This is a genomic window from Microcoleus harperi Pol14_C6 (assembly GCF_036701295.1).
In the GTDB taxonomy this organism is placed as follows: Bacteria; Cyanobacteriota; Cyanobacteriia; order Cyanobacteriales; family Microcoleaceae; genus Microcoleus.
Genome location: NZ_JAUBQN010000030.1, coordinates 15,324 through 34,212, shown reverse-complemented (window position 1 = coordinate 34,212; position 18,889 = coordinate 15,324). Strand labels below are relative to the sequence as shown.

Below are 18,889 nucleotides of genomic sequence, written 5' to 3'. Positions count from 1 at the left end.
AAGTGTAAGTTCTGAGTTTTTGTAAATGTATGTCAATCCTCAGCGTTGAGTAAATAAGATTCGTACATCTGCCGGTGTCTGGCTAAAAGCTCGATATATTTCTCGTTGCTTTTGGCCAGCATCCATTTTTCTTGAAAAATGGCGGCGGATTCTGCTTTCACCGGATCTGCTTGTAGGGGCAAAATATCTTTTCGAGCTGCAGTTTGCTCTGCAACAGACTTCAAATTCTGAGGGTTTTGCTGGTATTTTCGACCGCTTTTGTGGTTGGCGTAGCGACGAGATCGAGTATACCCCATCTGTAAGAACTTGCGGGCCATGTCTGCTCCCACAAAATCCTCGCGAGCGAGATACTCTAAAAACAAGGAGTAAATTTTGCTGCTGGACTCCCTGGCAATTTCAGGAGTCTTAAATCTCCAGAAAGGCAGAATTTCTCCTTTGTAGGGTTCCACCAACAGCACTCCCTGTTCTCCTTTCCCTACACGATAAAGTTCCGGGTGCAGTCGAAAGTCGATGTTCTTAAAATCCAAAGAGTAGTCGAACTGCTTCATTGGACATTTTCTGTTCTATCTGGAACTATAGAAGCCCGGGGTTTACCTTCGTCTGGTTTGGTATAAACCCAGGCCCAAGCAATGAGGACAGCTTGAAAAGGCAGCCTGAACCAATACAGTAATTGGTTGTGGGGAATCCCTTCTATGGGAATGTTGTTGACGGCTTGATTGATATTAGCTGGAAACACGGCAATAAACAAGGCAATTAATCCCCATGCCGCTGCCCTGCTGACAGGAGGAACTAACAGCCCAATGCCACCCAAAATCTCGAAAAAACCGCTGATATAAACCAAGGCTTCTGGGTAAGGAAGCTGGGGTGGTACGATTCGGATAAAAGGTGCGGGTACTGCAAAGTGCAGCACGCCTACAATACTGATAGCTACTGCGAGAATAACTCGCCAAATTTCTTTTTGACTTTTCATGGGTAATCGGTAATTAATAATTGTTAAATTGCTGCGATAATGCTTGCCAAAATTGGCTATCTGCGATCTAGAGGGCCATAAAACTGAGAGCCAAAAATTCCAGCTTTCCGTATTTGTCTACTCTTGCTGGTGGCTGTAACGATTTTATTGGGTAGAAAAACCAGGTTTCTGGGTAAGTCTCAGACAAATTTTCACAGCCCCAAACTGGAGGAAGCCAGAAGTGGAATCGAAGGTATGCCCGTTGGCTGCCAAAAACAGATAGCGCGCATTTTGATAACAAGATTTTAATGTCTAGTTCCCTGCTGCAGTCTCTATCTTCGGGTAGTAAAACATGATTTTTGTTCCGCCTCTGGCTCCGTCAGCAGCCAAACCAGCCGGGGATTTTCTCGATCGACAAATGCACCACCGCTTAAGATTAAATAAATCTTCGCCCAAATTGATGAGTACGATTGCTGCTAAATTTGACCTAGCCTTCCAGGCGCTTCCCTACGCTACGGGAACCCCTACTGGGAACGGGAACCCCTGCGGGAAGATACCTTTGCTAGCGCGTACCTTGATGAGCCTAATTAAGGCGAGTAATTTGTCAATAACTTTTAGAATTATTTAATATTTGCGCTTTGAGAATTATTGGAAGAGGCAATTCAGGAACGCTCTGTAATTAAACTTACTATCTAAAGTTTGAATTTTGTCAACTTCCGACAGATGTTATAATGAATGAAATTATTGAATTTGCTAAAAAGTCGATCCTCGTAGCAACTCCCCAACCATCCTGGTGGAATTCAAAATAGTCACCAATGGCAGGAACTTTTTAGCAACCACATTATTCAAAAAGATTGAGCCTCCCAGCGCTGTGTCATTTTTATTTACACGCAATCAATCACCGACGACCATGAACACCTCAATAAACACCTCTAAATTTGGCATAAACCGGATGCTGCGACAATCGCTGTTGCTTGGCATCTTTTCTGCAGCAGCTTTAGCTAGCGGATGGGCGCCCGGTTTGTACCCACAATCCCCAAACCTCGTTTTCGGAGCTGCAGCCCAAGCTCAAGAGATTAGCAGCGAGGAAATTACTAGCTACGCTCGCGCTGTGTTGGCAATAGAACCCAGACGGGTGGAAGCTTTTAACGAAATTAAAGGAATGGCTGGGGGCTCGGTTCCCAGAGTAGTGTGCAACGAAACTCAGGAAATTAATAGGTTGTCTGGAAGTGTTCGCGGCATCGCGGTGAATTACTGCCAACAAGCTAAAAAAGTTATCGAAACCAATGGTTTGACAGTTAGTCGCTTCAACCAGCTCACTTTACTCCAGCAAGCGAATCCAGCAGTCAAACAGCGAATTCAAGCCGAGCTCCTGCGACTGCAACAAGCGGGCAATCAATAAGCTTGAGGGTTTTAGTCTTTCTTCCTCTCCCGTTCTATTAGACTTCTCCATAAAAGCTTGTTCAGGGCAGGCATGATGCCTAACCGCTACCTCCCCCCAACAATATAATATTGGAGATTTAAATTGTTCGAGTTCCTAGACGGTAGGCTAAATTTTTTGAAAAAAGAGCGATCGTCTGCGATCGAGTGCTTGACAAAATAACATAAATTTGGTAATAAAGCCAGAACGGGAGCGGGCAGAGAGATGAATATTTTTCAACTTGCTGTAAATTGGAATGAGATATTGCGATCGCCAACACGATTAAGACGTTTTTAATTTCTCAAACATGAGCTGAAGATAGGAACTTCACTCTTCCTTATACCTTCGGCTATAAAAAACATATTCCTCAAAAATTCCTCAAAAACTAGATGTCAAGTGAATTGCTCTGAGGAATAGAATATAAAAATGCTAACATTCACAAAACATTTGCCTGCAAATCCCGATGCTATTGTCAGCTTTACTGTACCAATGACAGCGGACGATCGCACTCGCAGCCGTCACCGATTCGAGACGGAAACGGGGGAAAGGCTGCACCTGAGTTTGCCCAGAGGTACGGTACTGCGCGATCGAGATTTATTGCAGTCGGAAGACGGTAGCTGTTTGGTACTGGTAAGTGCAAAACCCGAACCGGTGCTGACAGCGCGGGCATCAAGTCCGCTGCTACTGATGCGGGCCGCTTATCATTTAGGAAACCGTCACGTAGCTTTAGAAATTGCCGATAATTATTTAAGACTTTCTCCCGACTCTGTGTTGCAGGGAATGCTCGAAAAAATGGGTTTGGAAGTAACAGAGGAAATTGTGCCGTTTCAGCCGGAAATGGGCGCTTACGGGCACAGCCATTAGATTTTAGATTTTAGATTTTAGATTTTAGATTTACTCCCACCTTGGAATCCGAGGGCTTATAACCAAATTAGTTTCGGTCATTCAAGAAGGAAGAAGTCAACAGTGAACAATCAACTTTTATGTTTGTTACAGCTAGCTTTTGCACCTGTGGGAGCTTATAGTTATTCTGAGGGAATCGAAAGTCTGGTAGAAACTGGTGCGATCGACAGCGAGATTACTTTGAGGAATTGGTTAGAAAATTCGCTGCAATTCGGGGCTGTGCGAGTAGAAGCCGCTGTGGTGGTAAGGGCTTTGAGGGCGGCACAGATAGGGGATGTGACGGCTTTGAATTACTGGAATGCTTGGGCGACTGCTACTAAGGAAACAGAAGAGTTGCGCTTGCAAAGTTGGCAAATGGGGCGGACTTTGGTCAGGTTGCTGCTGGATTTGCGTGAAGCGAAGCTATCCAGCAGGGAATGGCCAGTTGCTTCTGGGTTAACAACAATTGTAAAAGAATTCGTGGAATCTGGCAGCAATCAGTGCAATTTTGCGATCGGCTTTGGCATTGCCGCCGCAAGTTGGCAGATTGAAGAGGAAGCGGCCGTGTTAGGATATTTGTACAGTTGGGCTGCCAATTTGGCGAGTGCGGGCGTGAAACTGATTCCCCTCGGTCAAACAGCCGGTCAACAGTTACTGTTAGATTTGCAGTCTCAAATTAGCTGCACGGCCCAAGAAGTTTTAAAATTAGAAGATGATGATATTGCTAGTTGCAGTTGGGGGTTAGCCCTAGCTAGTATGGCGCACGAAACTCAGTACACTCGGTTATTTCGGAGTTGAAAATCAGAAAATCTAACATCTAACATCTAACATCGCTATGGGTGCTTTTCGTGTAGGAATTGCTGGGCCAGTTGGTTCCGGGAAAACAGCTTTACTGGATGCTTTGTGCAAAGCGCTGCGGCAGCAATACCAGATTGCTGTAGTTACTAATGATATCTATACTCAGGAAGATGCCCAGTTTTTGGTTCGCAGTCAAGCTTTGGAGAGCGATCGAATTGTGGGCGTAGAAACAGGAGGCTGTCCCCACACAGCCATCCGCGAAGATGCTTCGATTAACTTAGTAGCGATAGAAGAGTTAGAATACAAATTCACTGATTTAGATTTAGTATTTGTCGAAAGCGGCGGCGATAATTTGGCCGCAACGTTTAGCCCGGAGTTAGTAGATTTAACAATTTACGTAATCGATGTGGCTGCAGGCGATAAAATTCCGCGCAAAGGCGGGCCGGGAATTACTAAGTCGGATTTATTGGTAATTAATAAAACAGACCTCGCCCCTTTTGTGGGTGCAGATTTGGGCGTGATGGAACGGGATGCTAAAAAAATGCGAGGCGATAAACCTTTTGTTTTTACTAACCTGAAGACAAAGGAAGGATTAGAATCGGTAGTTAATTTTGTTAAATTGAATATGGCATAGATTGAGAAAATATAGTATAATGTAAATAAAGTCCCACGGCTTGCAATTCCCCGTGAAAACGTCTCCAGACAAATATAGTCTGCTTGAGTCGCGGGAGTGTCAAAAAAATCTCGTTCTAGTTTTGCCGTTTAATGACTACCAAGTAAGTTATGCTGAGTTGTTATAATGCAGCCGAATACTTTTTGGCTCAGGCAAGTGAAGATGCTGGCGATCTGATATCTAATCTCAAGCTTCAGAAATTGGTTTACTATGCTCAAGGCTTTCATTTAGCTTTGTACGATAAACCGCTATTTCCTGAAGCCATAGAAGCATGGATTCACGGGCCCGTTGTTCCTGAGTTGTACCATCACTACTATAAAAAGTATGATACTGGTGCAATTCCACGTCCTGAATATATAGACTTTTCGATTTACGAAGAAAAAACTAAGAGCCTGCTTGATGAAGTTTACTCTGTGTTTGGGCAGTTTGCTGCATGGAAGTTAAGGAACATGACACAGGAAGAATATCCCTGGAAACTTGCTGCTCAAAATAGCGGAAAAATTACTCATCAATCCCTGAAAAAATACTTCAAGACTCAACTCAATTGTGAAGAAGCATCTTAAGGCAAATCAACGCCAAGAAAAAGGGAAAAGGATTTCACCTAGAGAAATTGTTGATTTACCGCCAGAGCAGGAGTCACCTCTATTTTCTTTGCGGTACATGAATAAAGATTACTCTCTTGCTCAATGTACAAAAGATGAAAAGGCAGCTTTTGCAGATAAGCTGTACAAATTAAGTCAGCTTACCTGGAGTCAGATTAATGCTTCTAGCCGTCACGGATTGGGCTACGAGAAGATAGCCCGAAGTGCCATTAGATCGCCTATTCCCAGCCATCTTAAGGATGATGTAAATTTTATTGCTTTTAGGTTTTGCGGGAAAGCTCCGATGGTTGGTTATCGGGATGCGGCTGTGTTTTATGTTATTTGGTTGGATAGGAATTATACGCTTTACCCTCATTAAAAAGAACTCGTTAAATTAGTGGCGGTGTCCCATTTTCGCTACTGGCTCAACAATTCCCTGACCAAATTAGCCAAACGTTCTGTACTGTCTCTCACTGCTAATTCAGAAGCAGCTTGAGACATTTTTTCCAAATATTCGGAATCTCTTAACAAATACAATACTTTGCTTTGCAATACCTCTGCGGTTAATTCACTTTGACGGAATACCACGGCGGCACCGGATGCGGCAAATACTTCCGCATTAAATCTTTGGTGGTCGTCAGCGGCGTGAGGAAAAGGAATTAAAATAGAAGGTACTCCTGTCACTGCTAATTCTGTCAGAGCACTCGCGCCCGATCGACTAATTGCTAAATTTGCTCGCTGCAACAAACTCGCCACATTGTCGTAAAATGGCATTGACAAATATTGCTCGTGTTTCAAACTTTCAGCATCCGGGTCATTATTTCCGGTGAGGTGAACCACCCAAGCACCGGCATCAAACCAAGCCGGAGCACACTCGCGCACTAACTTATTGACTGCGACAGCACCTTGAGAACCGCCCATGACTAAAATTACAGGTACACTGTCAGGAATTGGCAAATTTAGAGGTTGGCGGGCGAGGAATTGCGATCGCACCGGTGTACCAGCAACCACCGTTTTCGCGCGGGGTAAATGCTGGGCTGCTGCTTCAAATCCGATCGCCACAGCAGTGCACAAAGGACTAAACCACCGCGTCACCTTCCCGGGAATTGCATTAGATTCGTGGAGAATCACCGGCAAACCCAAAGAACGGGCAGCAAGAATTGCCGGTGCTGCGATGTAACCCCCGGTAGTAAACACTCCCTGGAAATTTCCCGCTTTGAGCAACTTCCGCACCTGAAGGATCGAGCCGGCGAGTCCGCCCAAAATTCGCAGTGTACCGAGCCCAAATCCCTGCTGAAAGCCTTCGACGGCGATCGTGTGGAGGGGGTAAAGGGATGAAACTAACTGGGTTTCCATGCGGTCTGGGACTCCCAGCCATTCGATCTGACAGTCGTTCAACTGCCCAGCGGTGGCGATCGCGGGAAATAAATGTCCACCAGTGCCGCTAGCTGCAACCAACAACCGGAGGGGGGCTTTTGTCAAGGTATTTGTTTCTTTTTTTACAAGTACAAGTTCCACAGGTCGATCAATTTTATATTTGAGGTTTTAGATTATTATGCTTATTATTCCGGCAGTTTCAGCCAATTTTGAATCAGCAATCTAAAATTAGATTGTGCCGTGTCCCTGCTTCCGTTGTCAGTTTTCGTTGCAGGCGAACAGTTGCCCAAGCTACGACCCCTGACAAATAACCAAATTATCATCTAATGCGTAATTTTTTGAATTTAGTGCCAAGTGCATCTCAGTATTTTTCCAGCCGTCGGGACAAAAAACCCGATCGCGCGATCGTTTTTGGCTTTAACTGCAGGCAGTCGATCGCTCCAATGTTGTTATGTTTAACAGTGGTAAGTGCTGGCGTGCTGCATCCTAGTGCGGCAAGAGCGATCGGTGCGATCGCGGCGACTCCCCGAACGATCGCCCAAACCCCTGCAAATGCGCCTGCCCCACTCACAAAAGTGCTAACAGAAATTGACGCAGCGGCCAACCGGCGCGATGTCAAAGCAGTCATGGCATTTTACAGCCCGAATTTCACTCATTCTGACGGCTTAAACCGCCAAAGCATGGAAAAAGCCCTCACCCAACTCTGGAATCGATATCCGAGTTTAAATTACCGCACCGAGATAAAATCTTGGAAAACCGAAGGTAGCGCGATTCTTGCAGAAACCATAACTACAATTGCCGGCACTCAAAAAAAGGAGGGCAGAGAATTAACTCTCAAATCTACCATCCGTTCCCAGCAGCGCTTTGAAGGTGAAAAAATAGTTAGTCAAGAGATCTTAGCGGAACAAACTCAGCTTAGTTCGGGGCAAAATCCTCCCACAATTCAAGTGAATTTTCCGGATCAAGTTAAGGTGGGCGAAGAGTACCATTTTGATGCCATTGTGCGAGAGCCGATCGGCGATGATATTTTAATAGGGACTGTTTTGGAGGAACCCATTAGCGAAAAAACCTTTTTTAATCCCTCAGAAGTCGAGCTGGAGTTGCTAAATTCCGGGGGAATTTTTAAAGTAGGTAAAGCTCCGGCTACGCCCGAAAATCGGTGGGTTTCAGCAGTTTTGATGCGACAAGGCGGAATTGCAACAGTTAGCGTGCGATTGCGGGTTGTCAAATAATAAAATAGGTGTTATGGGTTATTTGGGTAATTTCTGTAGTGGCGGTTTAAGTAAAATCTCTAACACCAATGAGAGAACAAGTTAAACCTGCCTCTACAATAATGATGGTTAATTGACCAAACTTAATCTTATACCAACTAAAAAATTTTTCCCTCTTCCCTCTTCCTTCTAATTATTAAAAATGATTTCTATCCAAAACCAAATTGTTTTCATTACAGGTGCGAGTAGCGGTATCGGAGCAGCCTGTGCCAAGATATTCGCCAAAGGAGGAGCCAAAGTAATTTTAGCAGCCCGCCGTCTTGAAAAGCTCGATCGACTGGCAAAGGAACTTGTAGAAACAAAATCTATCGCATCGGCGAACGAGATTTATTTGCTCGAATTGGACGTGCGCGATCGCCTGCAAGTGGAATCGGCGATAACTGCGCTTCCCGATGCCTGGAAAAGCATCGATATTCTGATTAACAGTGCGGGATTGAGCCGTGGTTTAGACAAACTGCACGAAGGCAACTTCCAAGATTGGGAAGAAATGATTGATACCAATGTTAAAGGCTTGCTTTACATGACTCGAGCGATCGTGCCGGGAATGGTAAGCCGAGGCCTCGGCCACGTAGTGAATATCGGCTCCATAGCAGGCCGCCAAGCTTATCCGAAAGGGAATGTTTATTGCGCTTCCAAAGCAGCAGTGAGAGCTATTTCCGAAGGGTTGAAACAAGACCTTTTGGGAACACCGGTGCGGGTGACGGAAATAGAGCCGGGTTTGGTGGAAACAGAATTTAGCAATGTCCGGTTTCACGGCGATTCAGAAAAAGCCAAAAATGTCTATCAAGGATTGACACCGCTGACTGCTGACGATGTAGCCGATGTCGTGTATTTTTGCGTGACACGAGCGCCCCACGTCAATATTAGTGAAGTCTTGCTAGTTCCGACAGACCAAGCTAGTGCAACTCTGGTTCACCGAAAAGAGTTTTGAGCCGTCTGTAGCGAAACCAAATCCGACTTAAATAACCCCTTTATTTGTTAGTCACTCAATGCTTAGACTTAGTTTGTGTAGAAAATGTTCCCAGCGCAGGTGTTATGAGGGATTTCTCAGCATGATTGGGTATTAAAGGTGAATTCAAAAGTTCTGGCTAGTTAAATATTTTCCGATAGACTATTTTTTTTAAATATATAAAAATAAAACAAATAATTTGCATTTTTTGACTAATTTCACATACAACTATTCCGGACATCAGGATTGTAGCTAGTAAATCTCACCAGAGAGATAAACCTCTGGATAGATATCCCCAATTTGAGATGACAGGCTATGTCCCAAGTAACAAATCCCACTCAACCCTTAAGCGTTGAACAGAACGCTGTATTAATAGTTGGGTCAACAGGACGAGCCAACAGACGGACAACAACTTGACCGCTCATTGATCGGCCTGTCAATCAGTTGCGATTTCTAGGTTTATTTGCTTAAAAGCTTCATTGATTGCTTTCTTTAGCTGGTTGGTCATCTCGCTAGGGTGCAGATACTGCACATAAATCACTATCCTCAACAAAGGATTTACCATGTCTCAAATCGTAATTCCTAGTCCACCACCCAGTACAGGCCCAGATGACTGTGATGGTTTGATTATCACAGGCTCCAATGGTCAACCCCGGCCCACCACTAGACCCGGTATCCCGCAACTAACCCTCACTCCTTTGGACGACATTGCCTATGGCAGTAACCAAGATGAAGAATTGGCTGCTCTAGAAGGTAACGATCTAGTTGGTGGAGGCGGTGGCAATGATGTCATCCAAGGCAACCAGGGAGAAGATACGCTCTCTGGGGGCGAAGGCAATGATACGGTCATGGGCGGTAAAGGCAATGACATCGTTGAGGGCAATGCTGGCAATGATGTCCTTTACGGCGATCGCGGCAACGACATCCTATTTGGCGGCGACGGCAACGACTATATCGAAGGGAACCAGGGGGAGGATTACGTTAGAGCTGGCGCTGGCAACGATACCGTGTTCGGCGGTAAATGCGATGACGTTCTTTATGGCGACGAGGGCGATGACATCCTCTTTGGCGATCGTGGCAATGACTTCCTCGACGGCGGTAAAGGCAACGATACCCTTTTTGGAGGCAAGGGCGATGATGTCGTCGTCGGTGGCGAGGGCAACGACTCTCTCTTCGGCGGTAAAGGTAATGACTGGCTATTTGGCGGCGCTGGCAACGACTTCGTAAGTGGCAACTTAGGAAATGATACTGTCAGAGGCGGCGATGGCAACGATATTTTGTACGGCGGAAAAGGCAATGACATCGTTATGGGTGATGCTGGTAACGATATTATTTCTGGCGACAGAGGAAATGACACCCTCACAGGTGGTGCGGGGGCGGATACATTCCGCTTCGAGTTCCTCGGCATAGATAATATGGATACTCTTACCGACTTTAATCCTACAGAAGATAAAATTCAGCTTGACAAAGCTGTGTTTAATGCTTTAATACCGGGCAATCTAACTGGCAACCAATTTATTACCGACCCCACTTTCAATCCCAACGCTCCTGGGGCACCGGGCGCAGCTAATGTCATCTACAACCCGATTGACGGTTCGCTGTACTACCGCAATCAAAACGGTCAAGTGTCGCTCATCGCCCAAGTCGATTCTAACCTGAATATTGGGTCAAACAACTTTGAAATTATCTAAATTTTAACCAGATCTACGGTATATCTACCATTCCTATAATTTAAAGATTACGGGTTGGTTATGAGCCCGCCCCCAAGAAAAATTTACCGCGCGGAACGGGTCAGAAAGACAGTTTCCGATCGAAATTAGTAATTTAACTATGATCAGCACCGAAGCTATCGCACAAAATGCCAATTTAAATGTTAAAAGTCTCTACAATACAGGCAGTATTTTTCAAGAGCAAGGAAAAATAGAAGTAGCGATTGACAGTTACCAGCAAGCGATATCCTGCTGGAAAAAAAGCTCTGAAAAAGCACTTTTGCCCTACGCGCTAAATGCCTATAGCAATTGGGGCTGCATTCTGGTACAGCAGGGCAAAGTTGACGCAGCAATTGTGGTTTTTCAAGCGGGAATAGCTGTGGCGCCCGATGATGCTGCTCTGTACAATAATTTAGCTATTTCTCTGTTGAAACTGGGGAAGCCAGAGGAAGCGATCGCCCTTTACCGCCGCGCGCTCGAGTTGCAGCCCGAGTTAGTTATTGCCCGTTACAATTTGGGGAAAGCATTCCAACAATTGGGGCTGCATACTTTTGCTGGAGAATGTTTTGAGCTGGTAATTAGCAAACAGCCCGATCGGGTTTCGGCATACGGCGATCGGGCCGTTTCCTTGATGGCACAAGGCAAATTAGCTGAGGCAATGCTATGTTTCCAAAATGCTATTGCTCTGCAAAGCGAGTTTGTTGAGGGTTTTTGCCGCCAAGTAGAGATGCGGTTGACTTCCGTACAACAACTGAATGAACTCGATCGTTCTCAAATAGCCTGTGTCCGATTTCTCAGGCAGCTTCAAGGAAACAACGGCTCTGGTTCTGACATTTCTAGCCTTGCTAAAAATCTGCTTCATCCTTCATCATTGCTCCTGAATTTAGCAGAGACTTACTTTCATCTGGGAAATGTCTTGGCTGAGTACGGCGGGTACGAACAGGCGGAACAATATTACCAAAAAGCTTTACAAATTCAACCTAAGAATGCCGAGATTTACTTGCGGCTGGCTTATTGTTTGAGTCAGCAGCAACGATTTTCGGCAGCGATTGTAATTTACCGCTTGGTACTGGTAATTGCGGGCGATCGCTCTGATGTTTCCGAGCCGTTGCAGGCTGTAGTGGAACAACAGCAGAAGTTGATTCATTCTCCCTCAGCCCGCCAGGGGTTGAAACCCCTGTCGGACTCCGACTCTGACTTGAAAAGCATAAAATACCCCTCCATTGTTAAGGGGAATGAACAGCCGAAATCGAAATGTCAGGGTTTAGATTGTCAGCGGTGTCTCAAGCGGATTTTCAGACAGTTTGAACCTCTGCATTTAGGTGATAGCTTATATTCTTGTACTCAGCAGGGAGAGACTGCTGTTGAGTCACCGGAAACCTCTGTGACTTCGCTCCCAAACGGGCGGGCTTGGATTGTACCGCAGAAAAATTCTTGGATGATTTGCAATGCTATTGCTATTATCGATTCTGGCAATCGGCTTTTACCCGAACTTTCCCGCGAATATCCGGGGGAGTTGCCGGGATGCGAAAATCCACACTCTACTCAACACAGGTTTTTGAAGTTACAACCGGAAGAATTGCCGCCTTTAGAAAAGATAGACGGTACGGTGGCAGTATTGACCGGACTTTCGGGAAATGTCTATTTTCACTGGATGGTGGATATCTTGCCCCGGATTGAAGTTCTGCAGCGTTGGGGGGTAAATCTGGAAGAGATAGATTGGTTTTTGGTTAATAGCTGCCAGCAGCCTTTTCAGCGAGAAACCCTGAAAGCATTGGGGATTCCTGAATATAAAATTCTAGAGAGCGATCGCCATCCTTACATTCAAGCCAAAAAATTAATTGTTCCCTCTTTTGCCGGATATTTGGGCTGGCTGTCGCCCCAGGGGCTTGAGTTTTTGAGGCGGGTTTTTTTAATGAAAACATCTCAGAAACTCCCAAAAAGCTTCCCCAGCGCTCGCCAAAATCCTTACCCAGAACGCATCTATATCAGCCGCAGCAAATGCAGCTATCGGCGAGTTATCAATGAAGATCAATTAATGGGGTTTTTAGGCGGATTAGGCTTTGTTCCAGTGCTACTAGAATCTATGAGTTTTCAGGAGCAGATAGCTTTATTTGCTCGTGCAAAAGTAATTGTTGCGCCGCACGGCAGTGGTCTAACAAATATTATCTTCTGTACTCCCGGAACAAAAGTAATTGAGCTGACATCTCCGAATTATCTCAGGCATTACTATTGGGCGATCGGTCAGCAGCTAAATCTAGAACATTATTACGTAACAGGAGAGAGCTTTGAGTGCCACCCAATCCGACAGTTAATGTATCAAAATCCCTTAACTGAGGATATTTTAGTAAATTTGAATTATCTCAAAAAAATGATGGGAAAAATTAATCTCCTTCCCTCAAAAAATGCACTAAATTTAATTTCGACCAAAAACCATAAAAAACCTACCGCCCTTATGAACCCAGAATCAGCAGATTATTTCCAAAAACGGGCAGAATTATATTTAGAACAAAGCAAGTTAGCTGATGCTGTAGCTGCTTGCGAGCAAGCCCTAAAACACAAACCTGATTTTGCACCAGCTTACAAAACTTTGGGCCAAGTCAGTCAAGTGCAAGGCAATTTAGCAAAGGCAAAGCATTGCTACACAAAAGCTCTGGAACTTCAGCCAAATCTGGCCGAAGTTTATACTAACCTTGCGACTCTGTACGCCGAAGAGAAAAATTGGGATATGGCTTTAGTTTGTTACCAAAAATCTACATCTGCGCCCCTGAAAAATACAGTAACTGATCGCAATAACATTCCCGGTGTTTTAGCTTTAAACCCTGAGGATATTGAAGTCTACATCCAAGGTGCAGAATCGTTTTATGCTCAAAGGAAATTTGAGCAGGCGGCGACTGCTTGCCAGCGAGTTATCCAAGTTAAACCCGATGCGAGGGCTTATAAAACTTGGGGTAATGCTAGGCAAGCTCAAGGCAAGGTAGAGGAGGCAAAAAATTGGTACGCTAAGGCTATTGAAATCGATCCTGATTTTGCTGAAGCTTATACTAATTTGGGGACGCTTTATGCTCAGGAACAGCAGTGGCAATCAGCGATCGCATTTTACCAAAAGGCGATCGCCCTTCAGCCGAACTTAGCATCAACTTACCGAAATTTAGCTCGGGTGTGGGCGCAAATGGGGCAGCTATCTGAGGCTGACGAGTGTTGGTTTAAAGCGTATTCTCTGGAACCTGCCAAAGCAACACCTGAAGAACACATCCAATTGGGCGATAATTTTTTGAGGCAGAATCAGGTAACGCAGGCTATACGCTGTTACTGCCACGCGATCGAGTTAAACCCCAATTTCAACCAGGCTTACCAACAGTTAGGAAAGGCTTTGAAAGCTCAAATAAAGTTGCAGGAAGAAGTTGATATTTATCGAAAAAATATTGAAACTCCTGCTAACATTTCTGGGGAATTGTTGAATACAGTAGTTGTGGGTTTGAAGCAAAAATCTGAGTGGCCTCAGAATCCCCAAACATCTACTTTGCCGCCAAATATTGCCGCTAATTCCTTGCAACTCGATTCCACAATCTCCGCTGAAAAACCTCGCGTACAGTTGCAGGAGTCCGCTGCTGTACCGCAACAGTTAAATACGAGCGCCCATCCGGAAAATTTTGCACCCGCTGCTCCAAACTCGGCTGATATTTTGCCACAGGTGACAGTTATTGACAGGAATTTTGTGGCCGATTTTGGCAGGGAGGAAACGGCGGATAACTGCATTCAGCGGGCAGAATCTTATTGCGCTCAAAAACAATTCGATCTGGCTATTGCTGAGTGCAAGCGAGCTATTGGAATTAAACCGGATGCCCTGGCTGCTTACAAACTGTGGGGCAAGATTTTGCAAGTGCAAGGGAATATAGAAGAGGCGATCGAGTGCTATAAAAAAGCCGTCCAAATTAATTCTAATGAGGCAGATATTTACGTAAATCTTGGCACTTTGTATGCTATGGTAAAACAGCTATCGCCGGCAATTGCTTGCTACCAAAGAGCGATTGCTATTCAACCGAATTTAGCACCAGCTTACCGGAATTTGGCTAGGGTGTGGAGGCTGCAGGGCAAACAGGAAGAGGCGAACGAGTGCTGGTACGAAGCTTATTCTTTGGAACCGGAAAAGGTATCGCCCGATCAGCATTTTAAATTGGGCAATCTTTTGTTTAAGCAAGGTCAAATTACTTATGCGATCGCGTGTTACCGCCGCGCGATCGAGTTAAATCCCAACTTAACTGCTGCTTACCAAAATCTGGCGATAGCGTTAAAAAAGCAAGGAAAATTACATGAAGCTGCTGTCTGTTTGGAGAAAGCCGCCGCACTTAACAACAGTGGTTTGGTAGCCGACCATCTAGCAAGTGATACTGTTGCCCCTGCGACGCGGGTAAAGGGCGATCGAAACACTCACAAACCTGCTGCCGCTGTGGAATTTGGGGATGCGATCGCTTCTGCGGCACCAGCAAACAATCTGAACAACGGTCATTCAAAATCTGGCGAAAGTCTAACATTATCTGCACTTGATAGCGGTAGTAGTAACAGTGGCAAACCTGTGGCGATCGTCAATTCTGTCAGTGCAGAAAGATACATCAAAAAAGCAGAATCTTATTATGCTCAGGGGAAATTTGAAGAGGCGATCGCGGAGTGCAAGCTAGCTATTGAAATCAAACCCGAGGTGGCACTTGCCTACAAGATTGTGGGGAATGCTACCCAAGCTATGGGCAAAGCAGAGGCGGCGAGGTATTGGTACGCTCAAGCCCTGGAAATCGAGCCAGATTTTGCTGAAGTTCATGCTAATTTAGGCAGTATTTATGCTCAGCACAAACAGTGGAAAAAGTCAATTGAGTGTTACCAACAAGCAATTAAAATTCAACCAAATTTAGCATCGCCTTACCGGAATTTAGCGAGGGTATTTTTGCAGTCCGGTCAGCCGCAAGCAGGGGCAGAATGTTGGTATGAAGCTCTTACTCTCGATATCAATTGGGCAAAGCCTGATGAACACTTTACTCTGGGCAACACTTTGTTAGAACTGGGTCAGTTGGAGCGAGCTATTTCATGTTACCGGCGGGCGATTCAGTTGCAGCCGAGTTATGCGGATGCTTATCACAATTTAGGGGAGGTTCTCAGCGTTATGGGACAGTGGGAAGAGGCGATCGCGGCTTACCGAAAAGCGATCGATCTGAACCCGAATTTCGATGCACCTCATTACGGCTTGGGGAAAGCTTGGGCAAGTCTCGATCGGCGCGAAGAAGCGATCGCCTGTTATCGGAGGGCGATCGAGTTAAATCCCAATTTGGCTCAAGCTTATCAAAGTTTGGGCGATGTTTTGGACAGTTGGGGTCAGTTGGATGAGGCGATCGGATGTTATGAAAAAACCATTGAATTGAAACCGGATATCTGGGAGGTTCACCAAAAGTTAGGGGATGCTTTGCAAGAAAAAGGCGAGATTGATGGGGCGATCGACGCTTACCACCGCGCAATTGAACTGGTAAAAAATTAGTTATCAACTTTCCGGTTACTGATTGAGCGAACAGAATAATAACTCACAAGGATTTGACTGTCTCAATTTTTAGCAGGTATAGGGTATGAACAGCGAAGCCAATAATATCATAGATTTTCCTCTTAACAACCATCCCGATTCATTGCTCACGCGCAAATCAATTGACAAGTTGTTCAGCTCGCAATCCTTGGCTTTAAAAAGAACCTATTCAGAAGTTAATGAAGAAGATAGGAAGAAAGATCAAGGTTCCTCCAGTCACAGCATAGTTAATGCTAGCTTCAATTATGCTAAACCGCACTACAGCTTAGGGAAAGCATTTGCCAAGAAAGGAGAGTGGGGTAAGGCTATTGCCTCCTATCGCCAAGCCTTAGATTTAGACTCTAATTCAGCAGCAATTTACCAAAGTTTGGGAGACGCTCTTGTTAAAAATGACGAGTTAGATGAAGCAGTAATAATTTATCAAAAAGCTATCGAAATTCAGCCGGATTTGTGGGGAGTCCATCATAATTTGGGGGATCTTTGGCAAGGACAAGGCAGGTTGGATGAGGCGGTTGCTGCGTATCGTCTGGCGATCGAATTTAACCCGGATTTTTCTTGGTCGCACAATAATTTAGGGGATGTGCTGATTAAGCAGGAGAAGTGGGAGGAGGCGGCGGTGGCGTATGGAAGGGCGATCGAGTTAAACCCAGGCTTCCATTGGTCTCACTATAATTTGGCGGATGCTTTGGTGAAGTTGGAGAAGTGGGAAGAGGCGATCGCTTGTTATTGTCGCGCCGCCGAATTGGAGCCTAACTTGCCCCTAGTTCACCTTCATTTAGGAGATGCTTTGCAACAACAAGGATTAGTAGAGGAAGCGATCGCGTGTTACCACCGCGTTCTGGAAATTCAACCGGATATGCTTGGAGTGGAAAACAAGTTAGGGCGTTTGTTAGCGCAAAAGGAAAGCCAAGACAGTTGGCATCAGTTGTGGGAATTAGCTGGAGTTGAGGAAAAAGACATTGCAGCTCAATCTAATCCTTGGGAGATTCCCCACAGATTAGCAGAGTTAGTGCAAGAAAAAGGCAATTTGGAACAAACAATTACTGCCTATCGCCATGCTGTTGCTATTAACCCAGATTGCTTTCAGTCTTATTACAATTTGGGCAATGCTCTTAAGCAAAAAGGCGAGCTTGCAGAAGCGGTTAATGCTTATAGACCAGGAATTAAGTTAATTCCAGACCATGTAGAATCTTACTGCACTCTAGGAGAAACTTTCACGGAAATGGAGACTTTAGAGGAAGCAATTGCCTGTTATCGGCGAGCGATAGCTGTCAACCCTGATTTGCCAGAGGTTTACGCTCATTTGGCCGACTTGCAGCAACAGTTAGGTCATCGTTACTTAAAGGAAGCTGTCAGTTCTTATTGTCAGGTGATCGAGCTTCAGCCCGACAACACCAAGATTTATCACAAAGCCTTGGCAATTAAGCCAGACGATCCGGAAATGTATTTACAGTTAGCGAATACTCTAATTAGACAAAATCAATTAAATCAAGCTCTGGTTTTGTACCAAGCTGCCCTCATGATTCAACCGAAAAACTCTGAAATCTCTTTTCGATTAGCCCAAGCTCTCGAAAAGCAGGCTGCATGGGAAGAAGCGATAGAGTGTTACTATCATGCAGTTAATAATAATCCTACAGAACCCAGGTATTATTATCATTTGGGAATTTTGATGGAAAAACAAGGAAAGCAAGCGGAAGCCAAGTATTACTATGAAGAGGCTATTAAGCTAGAGCCTAATTCAGACTTATATTACAGCGCATTGGGGGATATTTGCAGGAAGCAGGATTATTGGTGGAATGAAGCAATTGAGGCTTACCGTCGAGCTAGAGAACTCAATCCTAACTCTGCAACTATTTGCAAAAAACTAGGCGAAGTTCTGATCAAGCAAGGTAAGACAGAAGAAGCCATTGTTGTTTATGAGCGTGTCGCTCAACTCGGCTTGTAGTTTTTTACGGAATTTATGGAGAATCGACTCATGGCTACAAAGTATTACAATGAATGCAACAACGATCAATGGATAGTAGAGTGTGTATTCCCTGACAAGCAGAATGGTTATTTTTTAGAAGCCGGAGCTGCTAATGGGATCGGGGGTAGTAGTTGTTATGTGCTTGAGAAAGAACTTAACTGGACAGGCATCTGTGTAGAACCAAATGAAAAGTTTTATGAGCAGTTAGTCAAAAATCGACCCAACAGCATATGCGAACAAGTATGTTTGCATTATCAAACAGGTGAAGTGACTTATGTAGAGGGTGGCGATGATTCTATAAGTCCATATTTAGGTGGCATCAAAATTTCACTGGAAAGAATGGCTAGTAACCCTCAAGTTGGTCAGTCTGTAATCGAGAGAACCAAGGAAGTGTTGACTAAAGGGAAGTCAGTCACTCGTAACTCCATGACCCTTGAAGATTTGCTGGACAAGCACAATGCACCTCAAGTTATTGATTATGCAGCTTTCGACATAGAGGGTAGTGAACTGAATGCGTTATCTATCTTTCCTTTTGAAAAATATCGTTTTTTGGCTTTAACCTTGGAAACAAGTATAGCTAATCATCCCATTCTCAAAGAATTATTGACGGTCAATGGATATAGGGAGGTTCAAAATCCTTTTAATCCGAATAGGCCTTGGGAAAAATACTACTTGAATGAATTTTTAGTTGCTTAGGAGTTAGACTGCTTTGCCTAAAGCTTGATCAGGCAACTGCCTGATCAACATATAA

General features: G+C 44.8%; 16 protein-coding genes. 13 read left to right on the top strand and 3 right to left on the bottom strand.

Annotated elements, in window-relative coordinates; genetic code table 11:
• Positions 1-32 precede the first annotated feature (32 nt).
• Both QUA27_RS19340 and QUA27_RS19335 read right to left on the bottom strand, forming a co-directional pair.
• Positions 33-548: a DUF4385 domain-containing protein gene (locus QUA27_RS19340; protein WP_333069801.1), complete on the bottom strand. Its 516-nt coding sequence runs from the start codon at positions 546-548 to the stop codon at positions 33-35.
• On the bottom strand, positions 545-970 hold the full coding sequence (locus tag QUA27_RS19335; RefSeq protein WP_333069800.1) for a DoxX family protein: 426 nt from the start codon (positions 968-970) through the stop codon (positions 545-547). The genes QUA27_RS19340 and QUA27_RS19335 overlap by 4 nt, the downstream gene beginning before the upstream one ends.
• Positions 971-1,301: 331 nt before the next feature.
• On the opposite strand from QUA27_RS19335, the gene QUA27_RS19330 reads away from it, so the two are divergent.
• The 7 genes from QUA27_RS19330 to QUA27_RS19300 all read left to right on the top strand — a co-directional run bounded on the left by QUA27_RS19330 (position 1,302) and on the right by QUA27_RS19300 (position 5,682).
• Positions 1,302-1,577 (top strand): hypothetical protein, encoded by a 276-nt coding sequence (locus tag QUA27_RS19330; protein WP_333069798.1) that lies wholly within the window; start codon positions 1,302-1,304, stop codon positions 1,575-1,577.
• A 282-nt stretch (positions 1,578-1,859) separates the two neighbouring features.
• Complete coding sequence (locus QUA27_RS19325) at positions 1,860-2,351, top strand: DUF4168 domain-containing protein (protein WP_333069797.1); 492 nt, start codon at positions 1,860-1,862, stop codon at positions 2,349-2,351.
• 444 nt (positions 2,352-2,795) lie between these two features.
• Positions 2,796-3,233 carry an urease accessory protein UreE gene (ureE, locus tag QUA27_RS19320; protein WP_333069795.1) on the top strand — a complete coding sequence of 146 codons (438 nt, stop codon included), beginning with the start codon at positions 2,796-2,798 and terminating at the stop codon, positions 3,231-3,233.
• 102 nt (positions 3,234-3,335) lie between these two features.
• Positions 3,336-4,049, top strand: a complete 714-nt coding sequence (locus QUA27_RS19315) for an urease accessory protein UreF (protein WP_333069794.1) — start codon at positions 3,336-3,338, stop codon at positions 4,047-4,049.
• A 37-nt stretch (positions 4,050-4,086) separates the two neighbouring features.
• Complete coding sequence (ureG, locus tag QUA27_RS19310; protein ID WP_333069793.1) at positions 4,087-4,683, top strand: urease accessory protein UreG; 597 nt, start codon at positions 4,087-4,089, stop codon at positions 4,681-4,683.
• Between the two features lie 149 nt (positions 4,684-4,832).
• Positions 4,833-5,285: a Panacea domain-containing protein gene (locus QUA27_RS19305; RefSeq protein WP_333069792.1), complete on the top strand. Its 453-nt coding sequence runs from the start codon at positions 4,833-4,835 to the stop codon at positions 5,283-5,285.
• A complete protein-coding gene (locus QUA27_RS19300) occupies positions 5,269-5,682 on the top strand; it encodes a hypothetical protein (protein ID WP_333069791.1) in 414 nt (137 codons plus the stop codon). Before QUA27_RS19305 ends, QUA27_RS19300 begins: the two co-directional genes overlap by 17 nt.
• 38 nt (positions 5,683-5,720) lie before the next feature.
• Here QUA27_RS19300 and murG read toward each other — a convergent pair whose 3' ends face one another.
• On the bottom strand, positions 5,721-6,785 hold the full coding sequence (murG, locus tag QUA27_RS19295) for an undecaprenyldiphospho-muramoylpentapeptide beta-N-acetylglucosaminyltransferase (RefSeq protein ID WP_333069790.1): 1,065 nt from the start codon (positions 6,783-6,785) through the stop codon (positions 5,721-5,723).
• Positions 6,786-7,006: 221 nt separating this feature from the next.
• On the opposite strand from murG, the gene QUA27_RS19290 reads away from it, so the two are divergent.
• From QUA27_RS19290 to QUA27_RS19265, 6 genes are all read left to right on the top strand, one after another.
• Positions 7,007-7,912 carry a nuclear transport factor 2 family protein gene (locus QUA27_RS19290; protein ID WP_333069789.1) on the top strand — a complete coding sequence of 302 codons (906 nt, stop codon included), beginning with the start codon at positions 7,007-7,009 and terminating at the stop codon, positions 7,910-7,912.
• 181 nt (positions 7,913-8,093) lie between these two features.
• The gene (locus QUA27_RS19285) at positions 8,094-8,882 is read left to right on the top strand and encodes an SDR family oxidoreductase (protein WP_333069788.1); all 789 of its coding nucleotides are present in this window, start codon (positions 8,094-8,096) and stop codon (positions 8,880-8,882) included.
• A 581-nt stretch (positions 8,883-9,463) separates the two neighbouring features.
• Complete coding sequence (locus QUA27_RS19280) at positions 9,464-10,591, top strand: calcium-binding protein (protein WP_333069787.1); 1,128 nt, start codon at positions 9,464-9,466, stop codon at positions 10,589-10,591.
• Between the two features lie 139 nt (positions 10,592-10,730).
• The gene (locus QUA27_RS19275; protein ID WP_333069786.1) at positions 10,731-16,133 is read left to right on the top strand and encodes a tetratricopeptide repeat protein; all 5,403 of its coding nucleotides are present in this window, start codon (positions 10,731-10,733) and stop codon (positions 16,131-16,133) included.
• Between the two features lie 85 nt (positions 16,134-16,218).
• Complete coding sequence (locus QUA27_RS19270; protein ID WP_333069785.1) at positions 16,219-18,117, top strand: tetratricopeptide repeat protein; 1,899 nt, start codon at positions 16,219-16,221, stop codon at positions 18,115-18,117.
• A 30-nt stretch (positions 18,118-18,147) separates the two neighbouring features.
• Entirely contained in the window at positions 18,148-18,834 is a 687-nt protein-coding gene (locus QUA27_RS19265) for an FkbM family methyltransferase (RefSeq protein ID WP_333069783.1), read from the top strand.
• Positions 18,835-18,889: the final 55 nt, after the last annotated feature.